The 13687-nt window shown below is 58.9% G+C and carries 17 protein-coding genes; 13 read left to right on the plus strand and 4 right to left on the minus strand.

The window, feature by feature from the left end:
- The first annotated feature begins 200 nt into the window (after positions 1–200).
- Positions 201–2144, plus strand: coding sequence for a hypothetical protein (locus ACQUQ1_RS17695; RefSeq protein ID WP_435065627.1), 1944 nt, complete (start codon positions 201–203; stop codon positions 2142–2144).
- 94 nt (positions 2145–2238) lie between these two features.
- On the opposite strand, the gene ACQUQ1_RS17700 is transcribed toward ACQUQ1_RS17695, so the two are convergent.
- A complete protein-coding gene (locus tag ACQUQ1_RS17700) occupies positions 2239–3459 on the minus strand; it encodes a hypothetical protein (protein WP_435065628.1) in 1221 nt (406 codons plus the stop codon).
- A gap of 160 nt (positions 3460–3619) precedes the next feature.
- Between ACQUQ1_RS17700 and ACQUQ1_RS17705 the strand changes: the two genes are divergently transcribed.
- The 11 genes from ACQUQ1_RS17705 (at position 3620) to ACQUQ1_RS17755 (ending at position 10599) form a co-directional block, all read left to right on the plus strand.
- The gene (locus ACQUQ1_RS17705) at positions 3620–3958 is read left to right on the plus strand and encodes a hypothetical protein (protein ID WP_435065629.1); all 339 of its coding nucleotides are present in this window, start codon (positions 3620–3622) and stop codon (positions 3956–3958) included.
- Entirely contained in the window at positions 3958–4356 is a 399-nt protein-coding gene (locus ACQUQ1_RS17710; protein ID WP_435065630.1) for a hypothetical protein, read from the plus strand. The genes ACQUQ1_RS17705 and ACQUQ1_RS17710 overlap by 1 nt, the downstream gene beginning before the upstream one ends.
- Positions 4357–4359: 3 nt before the next feature.
- On the plus strand, positions 4360–5862 hold the full coding sequence (locus ACQUQ1_RS17715) for a hypothetical protein (protein WP_435065631.1): 1503 nt from the start codon (positions 4360–4362) through the stop codon (positions 5860–5862).
- A gap of 23 nt (positions 5863–5885) precedes the next feature.
- Positions 5886–6056 (plus strand): hypothetical protein, encoded by a 171-nt coding sequence (locus ACQUQ1_RS17720; protein ID WP_435065632.1) that lies wholly within the window; start codon positions 5886–5888, stop codon positions 6054–6056.
- 68 nt (positions 6057–6124) lie between these two features.
- Positions 6125–6691, plus strand: coding sequence for a hypothetical protein (locus tag ACQUQ1_RS17725; protein WP_435065633.1), 567 nt, complete (start codon positions 6125–6127; stop codon positions 6689–6691).
- A gap of 75 nt (positions 6692–6766) precedes the next feature.
- Positions 6767–7624, plus strand: a complete 858-nt coding sequence (locus tag ACQUQ1_RS17730; protein ID WP_435065634.1) for a hypothetical protein — start codon at positions 6767–6769, stop codon at positions 7622–7624.
- Between the two features lie 72 nt (positions 7625–7696).
- Positions 7697–7819 carry a hypothetical protein gene (locus tag ACQUQ1_RS17735; RefSeq protein WP_435065635.1) on the plus strand — a complete coding sequence of 41 codons (123 nt, stop codon included), beginning with the start codon at positions 7697–7699 and terminating at the stop codon, positions 7817–7819.
- Positions 7816–8751 carry a hypothetical protein gene (locus ACQUQ1_RS17740; protein ID WP_435065636.1) on the plus strand — a complete coding sequence of 312 codons (936 nt, stop codon included), beginning with the start codon at positions 7816–7818 and terminating at the stop codon, positions 8749–8751. The genes ACQUQ1_RS17735 and ACQUQ1_RS17740 overlap by 4 nt, the downstream gene beginning before the upstream one ends.
- 67 nt (positions 8752–8818) lie before the next feature.
- Positions 8819–9043 (plus strand): hypothetical protein, encoded by a 225-nt coding sequence (locus tag ACQUQ1_RS17745; RefSeq protein ID WP_435065637.1) that lies wholly within the window; start codon positions 8819–8821, stop codon positions 9041–9043.
- A gap of 185 nt (positions 9044–9228) precedes the next feature.
- Complete coding sequence (locus tag ACQUQ1_RS17750; protein ID WP_435065638.1) at positions 9229–10116, plus strand: hypothetical protein; 888 nt, start codon at positions 9229–9231, stop codon at positions 10114–10116.
- A gap of 12 nt (positions 10117–10128) precedes the next feature.
- Positions 10129–10599: a hypothetical protein gene (locus ACQUQ1_RS17755; protein WP_435065639.1), complete on the plus strand. Its 471-nt coding sequence runs from the start codon at positions 10129–10131 to the stop codon at positions 10597–10599.
- On the opposite strand, the gene ACQUQ1_RS17760 is transcribed toward ACQUQ1_RS17755, so the two are convergent.
- Positions 10600–10860 carry a winged-helix domain-containing protein gene (locus tag ACQUQ1_RS17760; protein WP_435065644.1) on the minus strand — a complete coding sequence of 87 codons (261 nt, stop codon included), beginning with the start codon at positions 10858–10860 and terminating at the stop codon, positions 10600–10602.
- A 376-nt stretch (positions 10861–11236) separates the two neighbouring features.
- Between ACQUQ1_RS17760 and ACQUQ1_RS17765 the strand changes: the two genes are divergently transcribed.
- Positions 11237–12256 carry a tyrosine-type recombinase/integrase gene (locus ACQUQ1_RS17765; protein WP_435065640.1) on the plus strand — a complete coding sequence of 340 codons (1020 nt, stop codon included), beginning with the start codon at positions 11237–11239 and terminating at the stop codon, positions 12254–12256.
- A 257-nt stretch (positions 12257–12513) separates the two neighbouring features.
- Here ACQUQ1_RS17765 and ACQUQ1_RS17770 read toward each other — a convergent pair whose 3' ends face one another.
- Both ACQUQ1_RS17770 and ACQUQ1_RS17775 read right to left on the minus strand, forming a co-directional pair.
- Positions 12514–12993: a redoxin domain-containing protein gene (locus tag ACQUQ1_RS17770; RefSeq protein ID WP_435065641.1), complete on the minus strand. Its 480-nt coding sequence runs from the start codon at positions 12991–12993 to the stop codon at positions 12514–12516.
- Between the two features lie 418 nt (positions 12994–13411).
- Positions 13412–13687: sterol carrier protein domain-containing protein (locus ACQUQ1_RS17775; RefSeq protein WP_435065642.1), on the minus strand; the 276-nt coding region annotated here is incomplete at its 5' end.

The raw sequence follows: 13687 nt of genomic DNA on the forward strand, positions 1-13687 counted from the left end.
CGCCCCGAGCGGCGCCGAGGCCGGAGCCGGCGCGGAGCGGGGGCTTGCCCCCGACCGCGCAGCCCGAGCGCCAGAGGGAGGCCCGACCGGGCCGACCGAAAACGAGCGGCGGTCACGCTCTGTCACTCGCGCGCGAGCAACGCGCGCGGATAGTGGTTCCCCGGTAGCCACGAAGCAGGTCACTCTCACCCGGTGGTCCAGTGAGTAGCGAGCAGCCCACCGCCGGGGACGCACCCACCGCGGAGAGCGGTGCGTCTTGGCCTTCCAAGGAGACTAACTCTGTAACGCCCGCTACTCTCGATGCAGCCGGGGATAGCGTTCCCGCGATCGTCCACGAGCGTGTCACCGAGTTCCGCCGGGAGTACCCCGACCTGGCCGACCTCCCGCTCTCTCGCACCCACGGCCGGAGCCTCCGCCGTATCGTCACCGACGCCGACTGGTCGGATTCGTGGGTCGAACCCGACACCTTCGGTGAATCCGCCTTCTGCACGACCGAGCTGGTCAAGCGTGAGGCGGCGACGTGGAGTGATGCACTCGCGGCGTTTCTCACCGCCCATCTGGAGTACGACGGGATGCTCGCACGCTTCTCCAACGGCGAGAACTCGTTCGAACTCCCGCTCACCGACGCCTGGGGCAAAGAGTACCACGCGAAACAGTACGCTCGTGCCCGCGCCCTCGAACGGCAAATGGGCGGCGGCGAACGCCCGTCCGGCGGCGAAGCCGTCGCTGCGTGGGTTCGCCCCGCCACCGCGATGGTTACCCTCTCCGCCTCCTCGACGCCTGAAGGATCCCGTCTACCGCCCGTCGACCACCTTGACGCCGTACACGATTCATTCAGCTACGAGGGCGTCCGCGACACCCTCCGCAACGTGATGGAATATCACCTCGGACTGGATTCTGAACGCTGGGGCTACTGGCTCCAAGCCGAGCCCCATGGCCTCGGTGAGAACTCAGGTGTGAACGCTTGCTATACACACGTCCACGTCGGTGTCTACCTCGACGCCGCCGGACTCGACGCCGAACGGATCGGCGGCGAGTTAGAGCGCGTGATCGACAAGCACCTGGACGTGTGCGAACCTGCCGGAAAGAGCGCTCACGACTACGAATCCATCCGTTCCTACGAAGAGGAAGACAACGGCTGCATCTCGGTCAACATGGAGGTCGGCAACCTCGGCTCGTACCTCGCGGCGTACATGGGCGGCTCGTACGACGAACGCCTCGAAGACAGGCCGATCGAATACCTCGCGTGGGGTACTCTGTACTGGTCGACCGCCCGGCAACGAACGACTCGCTCACAAACGGTCAACCAGGCGATCGCCGCCGACGCCTGCCACCAGCGCGCCGAATCTGAGACGGCCGGACAGTCCGTCGATCACGGCGAGAACGTCCGCTGGTCGGACGCGAACGGCCCGGATGTCGTGTGCAAGTGCTGCGGTTCCGGCTGGGCGATCTCTCAGTCACGTCTTGACGAACCCGTTCCCGATGAAGAACTGGCCGAACAGTTGCCCGACGGTCCACCCGACCCGGACGCTGAACCGTCGCTGTCGGAGCTGTGGGCTGACGCCCGAGCTGCCGGACGGGCCGGTGAGAGCCTCGATAGAGCGCAGGTCCGCGAGCGCGTGTCCCGCTGGCTCGACGCCCACCCCGACGCCACGATCTCCCCGGTCGCGCTGCTCGGACGCCTCGATATCGACCCCCAGCACATCGAGCTGGTCGGCGATCTCCTCGACGGTGATCACGCCGGCCCCGACTCGGAAGGGTTCGTCCGACCCGACCCGCTCGAACCTGAATGGGAACTGGAGGCGATCGTCGACGCCGACGGCCAGGAACACGCACCCGGTGATGGTGGTGTGGACATGGTAACGCTACACCTCCCTGAGAAACGAATCCGGGAGCAAACGCGACTCTCGAAGCCGCTCCATAGCGGTGAGGTGTGGCGCTGTGGCAAATGCAACTTCGCGACCCACAACTCCGAGATGATGGCAGGTCACCTCGTCGGTCACGGGTTAGAGGAACCTGATCCCGCGGATCACGTATTGATGTACCACCCGGTGTCCAAACACCGTGACCCCCGCGAAGAAATGAAGTACGACGGTGAGCGGCCAGACCCGCCGGAGGCGTCAAACTACTACGGTGAGTGGTAGGCTGCGTTCGCATCTCCGGTTAGGCTGGGCACCTGGTCCACTCATCTATCTCTGCCCAGATTGTAACTGACCTAACAACGGGAAATGAGCGTTTCTAACGGTGCTTATTTGCAAACTCAGCATAACTATTACGTGTCTCATTCCATAACATTTCGCCTATTTTCTCGGGGTTCATTCCCTCAGATAGTTCTATTTCTTTCTCTACAACCCATCCGATGTCAGTATAAAGAGCAATCTGAAATGTTTTCGCCTCAGTTGAGAAAACGATAGTTGGGGCTATATTGTTTGGCATATTTGGGTGTTCTATTTTTCCTTGAATATAAATAGGCTTGAAGAACACAAACTTCTCTGCTAGTGTTTTGGCTTCAGACTCATTTATTGGCCGCTCGGGAAGTGATTCAATCACTCGATGATCAGTGAAACAGATTGGGCATTCTCTACCAGTCAAATAGTCAGTAGGATCGTGATTTTCTATTTTTCTCTCCATTTCTTCCGCCCACGTCTGGAAAGTCTTTGATTCAATAGCTCGCTCAGGTCGTTCCTCAATCCACTCCGTAATTTGTTCGTGTCTTTTATCTGATATATCGTGGCTAAACGCCTTTTCTACCCGATTCAGGAGGAATGACTCCCACTCTCTCGGAATTGACTGGGACGGTCCTATTTCACCCGTCCGATAGACTCGTGTATTCCTGAATCCAGGGACTTCTGTCGGTTGTATACAGGAAATGAACGCAATACCAGGAAATTTGAAATAGTAGTGAGTTTCTATTCCCTCGGTCACAGTTGCATCCACAGCTCTGCCTCTGTAAAATTCCCACTTCTCCGGTAGCTCACTGGGATCGGTGCGGAGATCCAGGTCATCTAATAATATTATGTGATGCGTGAAAGGATCATTTTTAAGCGATTTGTCCCCTCTTAAAATATCAATCCAAATTTCTTTCGCACTAATAACCGCCTGGCGTTCATGGGCAGGAAGTTCTTCCCAAGCGGATAATTCCGATTTTATAATCCGCCAATCAACCGATATTATAAATTTTTGAAGCCATTTGCTATATTCCAGATTTTTCTTTCCATCTCGTACATAGGGATAAAATATATGGCCAGCAAAAGGATTCTCAAATTGGTTTAGCTTTTGTTCACATGCACCACAGAGTAGTTCTTCTGTATGATCTTGAAATCTGTTCTCTGGGTCATCGATCTTGGTTAGAAATGGTGTAGCTCCGGAAATTTTTATATATTTCAGAACAAATCGCGGAATAATGTGGCTGTCTTTTAATTGAGCTACCTCACCACACAGCGCGCATTCAGCCGCCATTTTTTCTACTATCTAATAGGTTCTGTAGAATAAATAAGAGTGTTCTTTGTTTCAGGTATTTTAAACAAAACATCCCGATACATTATCTAAGTCGGTCCGGTTTCACTTTCACCGGAACGTACGAACGCCTAGACCCCCTGGGCTAGTAGCTTGGGCTGCAATGGCATCCGAAGCCAACACCCCGGCGTTCGAGGACCTCGACCCAGTCGACACGTCCGAGGACTCCGGCGGGAGCGACTGGATCGACCCCGAGCCCGGCGAGACTGTCTCCGGCCGCATCACCGGCTACAACCCGACCGCCGGATTCAACGGCGTGATCGAGCTGGACGGGCGCCCCATGTACCTGAACGGGACGCTCAAGAACCAGCTGATCGCCGCGCTCGTCGAGGGCAACACCATGGCCGTCCGCGTAGCCGAGGACGCCGAGACGTTCGAGGACTCCGACGGCGAGACGACCGAATACTACCCCAAGGAAGCCCGCTTCGCTGGGGGTGACTGATGGCGTACTCCTCGCGCATGAGCGGCGTCCTCGGGGATTACGCCAACATCCGCACCATCCCCGCGTACCTGTCCGCGGCGTACCTCCTGGCCGGCCTCTACCAGTTCGGCGGCATCGCCACGGTCGAACTCACCTGGCTGTCGTACACCCTGGGTTCGGAACACGCGGTGCTGGTGTCGATGGCGGCGTTCGTCGTCGCGTTCGCCGGCTCGACCACTCGCCAGTTCGAGAACTACGAGCCCTGGGAGCAGGTCGCGATCGGCCTCGGGCCGGCTGTGATCCTCGGTGAGTACCTGACCGCGGAAGTGACCGACTTCCTGCTCGGGATCGGCGACCCGCTGGGAATGCAGCTGGCGTTCCTCGCGACGGTCGTCTCCTGGGCCGTCGCCGTGAGGTGACCCGTGTTCGACCTCGACCGCTCCAAACTGCTTGCACCTATCTTCGCTGTCATGCTCGTTATGAGCCTGATGGCTGGCGGCGTCGGTGTGCAACCCGCCTCCGCGAGTCATGACTGTTCACCGCTCGACGCCATGGTCGGGTTCGCTACCTTCTGGCAGGTCAACTTCGACAAATGTGGCTCACACACCGACAGCTCCGTTCAAGAGGTGAGGGAAGCGTCTACTAACCAAACAAAGGTAGACATCTACAACGCCGGTACCTCTCAAAAGGCCGCTATCCAGACTCACCTGACGGTCACTGACAACTATCTGAACGACACAAGTGCCGCTGCGTGGATGCGCGCGGAGGCGGCCATCGCTGAGGCATATAAGAATGGCTCATCGAAGGCTGTAGCTAAGAACAAGGCACGCCAGGCTATCGCCAACTACTACGCAATCAAACAGCTGAATCTCATCGAACAGTGGAACAATTCCGTTGTCGCCTATGAGATTCTGGACCGTCGCGCCCGTAATGAGTCCAATATCTCTGACGGCTATCTCTATGTCGCCTTCACGTATGACGGGAATGACGGGATCGGCCCGGAGTACCTGAACAAAACGGAAGGGACCATTACTCTCGTCAACGGTACCTCTGTCGGCGCGAAGGAATTCAAGTTCGCCGGCACCTGGTACCAATCGAGCCAGAACGTCACCCTCGGGATCAACGACGGTCAAAAGACCTACTACAACCCCGATAGTGGTAGCTCAGACTCTTGGACCATCCAGAACCTCAATATTTCGGCCCCGGATTCCAATTACGAGGACCTGCGTTACACGCAGCTCGCGAAGTTCAAAACGCAGTGGAATCGGATCCAAGAGCAAAACGACAACCTCCAGACAGAGGTCGATCCGTTCGTCAACAACACCTGGGACGCCTACCAGGCGGGCACGATCAACGCGACTGACGTACTGTCGTCAGTCACTCAAATGAGTAAGTACGGAGCTGACTACAGCACCGACTCCGGAAACCTCTACAACACCGTTGCCGCCCTCTCCGCGCTGGGCCTCGACACGCCCGAGCTGAACGGCACGGGGACGATGACCGTGATGGTCGACAACGTGGAGTACCACGGCCTCGTGATGGCTCGCCAGGCGCCGAACGGCACCTGGGAAGCCAACACGACCTACAACGCCTCCACCATCGACGGCCCGGTGTTCCTCGTCACCACCGACGGCCAGAAGCTCGATCTTGATGGCGAGTTCCGAATCGCGTCGATCTCCTCGACCGACGGCACCACCATCAAGAACGTGACCACGACGAAGGTGGTCTACAAGACCTCCAACACGAGCGAACTGCTCGACAAGATGGAGCGCATCGAGGAACTGCGCAAGGACATGGAGTCGAAGGAGCAAGCCGCTGCTGGCGACGGCTCCGGAGGCTCCCCCATCGACCCTAAGTACCTCCTGGGTGCGCTCGCCATCGTCGGCCTCCTGGCGTACGCCCAGGGCAACAAGCGAGGTGAGTAACCGTGTGGTGGGTCCTGCTGCGCTTGCTCCCGCGGCCGGGCCTCGTCACCTATGGGATCGTCGCCGCCCTGGTGCTGCTCCAGCTCGGCGGCGTCGACGTGCTGGGCTTCGCGCTCGACCTCGCCGGCCAGTTCGCCGGTCAGGTGATCGACTGGATAGAGGGGGTGATCGCTGACCAGCTGAACCCCTTCTGAGTCCGTGGTTCCCTGCTTCGACGCGCCCGCGGTCGGTTCACGCCGGTTCGACTCCGGCGGCGCGTCCTATGGTCCGCACCATACTGGTCGGGCTGCTCCTGATCGGCCTGCTCGCCACACCGCTGGCGGCGGTCGCGCAAGAGTCCCCGACCGCGACCCCGACCGCTGAACCCACCTCGGGGCCTGCCGACGGCGACCGCCCCGGAGAAGCGCAAGTGTACGGCGATGATGCTGTCTACATCGAGAGCTGGTCCTACTCGGACGGTCGCTTCACCATCGTGTTCAACAGCAGCGCCTACCGCCCCTCGCTCACGCTGACGGCGCCCGTCGAGAATTCCCAGCGCGGGAGCAACCGCGGCGCCATCGTCCAACGTGAGCTGACCCGCGGCTCGACGACGGTCGAGATTGCCGCGCCCACCGGCGAGGTGATCATCACGACCTCGACCACGGTCGACGCGGGCGTGTATACCAAACTCGACGCCGACCGCGGCGGCGATCTCGTCGCCGGCCCGTTCGACGGAAGCGATGTGCGCGACGCGGGGATCGGCGGTGCCCTCGGCGTCGCGCTCGCGGTCGTGCTGGGCGCGTTGTCGGTCGTCTCCGGCGACTCCAACGAGGGGGAGCGCATCGCATGACGCCTGCGCTCGAAGCTCTCGCCGGCCTCCTCGTCGTCGCTGGCTCGACCGCCGTCCTCGCATGGAGGGCCACCCATGCCTGAGGATCGTCCCGATGGTGACCGCGCCGACGACCGGACCCAGGCGAACCGCGCGGGCACCTCCGACCACCTGCAAAGCGACCCGCGCCAGTCGACGTTCTGGAGTGCGGTCGGGTACGTCGCCGCACGCTGGCCGTACGTCGCCGCTGCTGGCCTCGCTGGCTTCCTCGTCGCGTCCATCGCCCTGGACGTGTCCTTCCCCCGGAACGCCCGCATCATCGGCCTGAGCGCCGGCCTGTCCGCGCTCCTCGTCGGGCGTCCTGTCTGGTCGCGCGTCAAATCGCTACTGTGGAACCCCTCGAACATCCTGCTGGTCGACCTCGACGCCGACGACCGTTCCGGCGGTGGCGCCTGGCTCGTGCCCACATCGTCTTACAGAGATAAGTGGAAGTGCATCGAGGGCTCGCCGTACTGGCTCACGCCGAACCTGATCGTCACGCAGGGCGTCGACTTCGCAGAAAAAGAGTTCCGCGGCACCTGGCGCGGCACCCTCTCGGATGCCGAGCTGCTGCGGGCCATCGAGGCGATCCGCACCTGCCGCGATCAGCTGGAAGACGACGCCCGGAAGGGTCGTCGCCTCGATGCCCAAGGCTGGGTCATCATCCAGCGCGCGGCACACGCCGGCGTCCGGAAGGTGATCGAGACGTTCGAGGCGGGCACCCTCCCCGACGAAGGCGACGGCCTCGACGCCGCGATCGCCGACGCCCTCGAAGAGGTCGGCCTGGAACGCGGCCTCTCTCGCGTCGACGATGAGTCCCCGGAGGACTTCATCACCGAGCTGGACCTGGACGTGAGCGACGTAACCGGCGGCGGGCTGCCGCGTCAGCAACCGGAGGCACCCGCCGATGACTGAGGCGATCTATCTCATCGGAGGCTTCTGCCTCGGTGCTCTGCACCAATATCTGTGGGACCGCGAGGTGTACCCATGACCGAGGCCGTCTGTGCCGACTGCGCGACGCCCGTCCGCGTCCAGGTCGTGACCGACTGGCACCTCGGCGAGTACGTCGAGGTGATCTGCCCCGTCTGCGACGGCGGTGATCCCGCATGACCGACGTGGACGAACAGGTGTTCACGGCCGCCAAACTCGCCGAGCAGGTCCGCGGCGACCTGGACACCTCCCTGGACCTCCATCGGCACGCGGGCGTCGTCGCCGACATCGACCACATGGCCGCGCTTTCGTTCCTCGAGGGCGTCGACAACTGGTCCCGATCTACCCTCCGGGAAGCGGTGGAACCCACCCTCAACACCGCCGAGGCGACCCACGCGGTGATGGACGGCCGTCGCGAGCAGCTGGCGACGATCGTCGGCCTGACCGAAGCCGAGTTGACCGCCTCCCAAATGCGGCTGCTCTCGAAGCTCTCGGCGGAACTCGACAACCACGGCGCCCCTGCGTTCGTCTCGGTCGGTGGGAACCCGGAGACGGGGAAGACGAACGCCGCCTGGCTCCTGGTCGAACTCCGCAAGCAGCTGGTGGACGATCTCCTCGTCCTCTCGAACGCGGCCGGGTCGCTGACCGACATCCGCGTCACGTCGATGCACGAACTGACCGAGCTGCTGATCGAGCATCGCGAGCGGCCGAAGGCCGTGCTGCTCGACGAGTGTTCGACCCACATGGACGCGCGCACTCACAGCCGCGAGGTCGCAACGCAGTGGACGCCCGTCGCCAAGCGGATGGCGAAACTCGGCGTCGACGTACAGTTGAACGTCGTTCACTCGGGGAAGGACTACCATCCCGAGGGCAAGCGGCTGACGACACTCGGCGTCTGGAAGTCAGAAAAGAAGGTTGCGGAGTTCTTCTCGAACTGGGCGGCCGACGCCGACCGGCCGTCGAATGCGATCTTCTCCGGCGCCGTTGGAGAACTTGAGCCGACGAGTGTAGAGTACGATCCAGACGATACGGCTCCTTGGTCATGGAATCTCGAAGAAGGGCTCTTTGAAGCGGATCGGGATTGGGCCGGCTATCTTCAGGTACTCAAATAAGCTAATTTCAATATTTTTTTGTTACTCGGGGAAAAACTCATTAAGCTCCTTATGAAGTATAGACACGATGTCAAACAGCGAAAAAGCCGCTGCGCGTATTGAAGCTGAATTTGAGGGTAGAAAGAGTCCCGATTCCTCCGGGAGTACTACTGACGACGTATCTATCCCGGCTGCGGGACTCCAGAGAGAAGATGTTGAAGAATTGGATTATGTCACAGACGTTCTCGACGAAGACGGTCAATACAGAGTCTATGTGAAAGTTAGCTCTGACATCTACATTTCTTCAACCTGACTGAGCGAGTGGCCGCTGGTCCCCTGCGCATCTTCTGGGGACCGCGATCAGCGTGCATCCCTCCCTCTCTCCTCATAGAGAGCGGGCCGATGGGGAGGCGGCGCGCGAGTGGCCCCCTGTGGGTCCGAGCGCGCCCGTACTATTAACAATCAGTTTTATACCAGTTCGACAAGTGAGTCTTTCTTATGGCCACAACCAAGTTTTATCATTATAATCTCTGGATTGAGGGCGAAGATGGACGAAGAATTGATCCAACCGATGCTATAGACGGCGGACTTTTTCCAGAAGAGTTTGAGCAAATTTCTCAAAATGAGGATAAAAGATACTCAACACAATTCCAACAGATACAGAACGAACAATACCATGGTGTAATAGTTCGGACTAGAGATGAGTCAAGCTTTGTAAGGTTAACAAGTGACGGAGAAATGAATCTATTATCTGAAGAATTAGACGATGAAGGTCAAACAGGTGACATAAATGTCGATTATGTTGATTACGGTGTACAGCTCGCACCACACAGGTTCAAAATACTTGTTGAAGTCGGATTCCAAACTCCAGGAATAGGAGTAATATCAAACCATATCGATAATCATATCGACTTAGACGAGCAATACAAATTAAAATATGAGACAGAAATGGTTGATGACCTAAATATTGATGAATTGCTTCGCATGGATTTGAAGAAAATAGAAGTGAGTTTTAAGAAAAACCCAAAAGAATATATCGAACGAGATTACCAAGGAGGCTTGGAATCTTCAATTCCGGACGACTACAGATTGAAGTTTACGGCAAGCTTACATCAAGGCGATGTTGAAGAGTCGCGTGTTGATGAGGCGGTTGGGAACATTTTAGAGCAGCTCGGATTCGGTCACAGTACGGTGGAAGAGTCCATTAGCCAGATTGATTTCCCTCGAATCATGAACACTTTCCGAATAGTGGGTCTGGAAGGTGATGAAGAAGTTGAAGAAAATTTAGCTGACAACGTCAAGAAAGAGAAAATAGATACCTCTGGCTACGGTATGTTCGATTCCCAACTGGGCGCTGAATTGTGTCAAAGACTAGTACAGCGTTAAAATTCAAAACCAGTGAGTTCACCCAAGAAGGAGTTAAGAAAAGATATTCTAATATCAGTAGTCATATCTATAATTGTATTTGGGATTTTATATTGGGCTGGTCATCCACGAATTGTTGTGAAGAATATTGGTCCATTCAATTCAACTATAACTACAGTCTTAGGTCTTCTTTTCACTGTACTTGCGATTGTGTACACGTTTGAGTCTCAATTTGAGAAGAATAGAGCGGTAAAAAAGCTGAAGACACAAGGCCATTATAAAGATATAACTCAGGTTTTCTTTCTTTCAGTTGCTATCATAGGTGTCGTATGGATATATACATTCACTGTTACGGTATTTGCTGTTGAAAGCTTTTTTAATTCGACATTAGGACTTATATTGGGATACTTAGCCGTTCTATCGTTTATCGTAGTTATTTTTAGAGTAGTAAGGTGCTTTTGGGTATTTGTATTGCTTAATAAAGCAGTAAAGTCAAGCGAATAACTACTTCAAACAACTTTCGTCTAACTCGCCTGATAGGTATTTTTTTCCTTTCTGAGTGATCTGGTGGTGTCCCCGACCAGTATCCACACGCTCAACGAGCTCGTGTTCTCTCAATGCCTTCAATCGACGCGTGATATACTCCCGACTCAAATCGATGTTTGCAGCGATAACCGCGGGTGAGAGGATCATCCCGGATTCGTCTAACAGTTCCAGAATCCGGTCGTCGCCTGGATATTGCATCCAGTCCACCCGCGCTCGCATATACTCACAGTCCAGAATCATCGTGTTATCAACTCCGGACTCGAAGCGGGGGTTCAGTAGTAGTTGATTAATATCTCACTTCTAAGTGAGATAGAACTAAGTACCTGTCATTCCTCGCGTGGTATCAACGGAAGCACTTCCGGACACGTCGCTGCTCGACGGGTCCATGAAGAAGCGGGCCGCGCTGTGATCGCAGCCGGCCCGCGTGGGCTTCCTGATCCAGGCAGAAAGCCATGTACGAGAACCCCAGCCGCGGTAATGAATCCGCCGAATCGCCTATAAAGAGTCTCGCCCCGCACGCGGAGCGAAAGTGGATTCACTTTCACTCCGGACAAGGCTCGACCTCAAATAACCCCACGGCGTCAGGGTGGAATGCATGAGCGACGACCTCGAAGACGTCCCTCCCTCGACGATGCTGGACATCTATCTCCAGCAGCGTCGCGATGAGGTTTCCAAACAGACCCTCCAGTCCCATGAGTACCGCATCCGCCCGTTCGTCGAATGGTGCGAGGAGAACGGCATCTACAGCATGTCGGACCTCTCGGGGATGGATCTCCATGAATTCCGCATCCACCGCCGGGAGGATGACGACCTAAAGACGATCACCCTCCAGGGCCAGCTCTCGACGCTGCGCCAGTTCCTCCGCGTCGCGGCCTCGGTCGAGGCGGTCCCCGAGAACCTCCACGAGAAGATCTTGCTCCCGACGGTCCCCAAGGCGGACCAGGCCAACGAGGAGATGCTGGAGACGGCGCAGGCGCAGGCGGCGCTGGAGTACCTCGCGCAGTACAAGTACGCCTCCCGGATCCACGTCGAGCTGCTGATCCTCTGGCGCACCTCGATGCGCCGGGGCGGCCTGCGCGCGCTCGACCTGGGCGACTTCGACCCGGACGAACCCGCGTTGCAGGTTCGTCACCGCCCGGAGTCGGACACCCCGCTCAAGAACGGCGAGTGGTCGAACCGGGACGTGTACCTGCTCGACCGCGTGGCCGAGGTGATCCAGGACTACATCGACGGCCCGCGGGTCGAGATCGTCGACGAACACAACCGCGCGCCGTTGCTGACCACGAGACAGGGCCGGGTCGCGGTCGGGACGATCAAGCAGGACATGTACCGGGCCACCCGGCCCTGCAAGTACGGCGTCGAGTGTCCCCACGACCGGGACCCCGACGAGTGCGACGCCGCGAACCCTCGGCAGGCGAGCAAGTGCCCGTCCTCGCGGTCCCCCCACGCCATCCGGACGGGCTCGGTGACCGCGCACCTGGACAGTGGGACGCCGAAGCCGTTCCTGGGCGACCGGGTGGACATGACCGAGGAGACGATGGAACAGCATTACGACCAGGCGGGCGAGCGCGAGCGGATGCTTCGTCGCCGGGAATATATCTCGGAGGACGTGTAGGTATGTCGCGTCGTCTCACAGCCGACGAAATCGGAAAATCGCCAGACGGCGACCCCTTACCCGCGTTGGCCCATCCGAAATTAATCCGGTGCCGTGCCGGATTGAATTGGGCCGTTGGCTCCCCAGCCACCCAATTTCGACGTTCTACCGAAACTGAGACGGTAGTCCGCCTTCGGATCACGGAGAAGAGGTGGATACGGAAGTCGAACGAGTGCGTTCCCGGCAGGCGAGGATCGGGACGCCCCCTCCGTTTCCCGTCACGGGTCGGCATCCACCAGCGAGAGGACCGTCTGGTGGAGTTCCTCGAAGTCGGGGCTGACGTACGCGTCCTCGGTTTCCCACCGGTAGCGGACGGTGTCGGAGTCGTCGACGGTCACGAGCGCGCGTTTCGGAACTCCCTCGTGGAGTTCCCATTCGTCGTACGCCAGATCGAACGCCTCGGTAACGCGGCCGGTCGTATCGCTCAGCAGCGGGAACGACAGGTCGTACTCCTCGATGAACCGCCGGTGGGCGTAACACGAGTCGCGCGAGATCCCGAACACGTCCACGTCCTCGGTGAGCGAGAGGAACTCGGCGTCCCGAAACCGGCAGAGGACGTCGGTACAGACGGGGCTGAAGTCGAACGGGTAAAACGCGAGGACGACGGCCCCGGTGTCCGTGTAGTCGCTCAGCCGGTATCGACGAATTCCGTCACCTTCCGTTCCGGGAAGCGCGAAATTTCCGACTGAGTCTCCCATTTCGGTCACGTTCCCGTATCGTGTTGCTAATTTAAAAATTGTATGCCGATTGGTACCGATGAACTCACGAACGGCTCGGACTCCGTTCCCGGAACCCGAGGGTCCCGGTCGCGGACCGTCACTCCCGGGGACGCCCGATGGGGTCCCGCCGTGATCCGGCCGGATACCGTGTCGACGCCGTGACCGGGGCTCCCCGTCCGACCGCCTACTTGATCTGGGTTACCGTCACCGCCACCTCCGCACCGCACTCGCACCGCACCTGCGTGTCCCGGTAGCTCGCCTCCAGCCAGTCTTCGCACACCGGACAACTGATCCGTATCTGGTCGCCTCCCATGCGCCGGACGTATTACCTCACCAACATTAGAGTGTCGCATGTTCTCCGCGGACGCGACGCTAAACGAACCCACAGCGGGGGCGCTCAAAACCTCTCCCGAAGGTACGGCTCCGCCGGGGGGAACGCTGCCGCGAGCGTGCGTCGGATCGTCCCGTCGGCGACCGTCACGTCGCCGAGTTCGACCAGCCGGTCGACGCCGTGGGATCCGACCACGAGCCGCGTCAGGGCGCCGACGTCGAGCGAGACGGCCGCGTCCGCCCCGTCGCGGACGGCGTCGACCCGCCCGTGCCCGTCCGCGACGCGCAGGCGGTAGGTGCCGTCGTTCCACGGGCAGGTGTCGTCCGTCACGTCGACGGTGAC

The organism is Halobaculum sp. EA56 (assembly GCF_051195075.1).
GTDB lineage: Archaea > Halobacteriota > Halobacteria > Halobacteriales > Haloferacaceae > Halobaculum.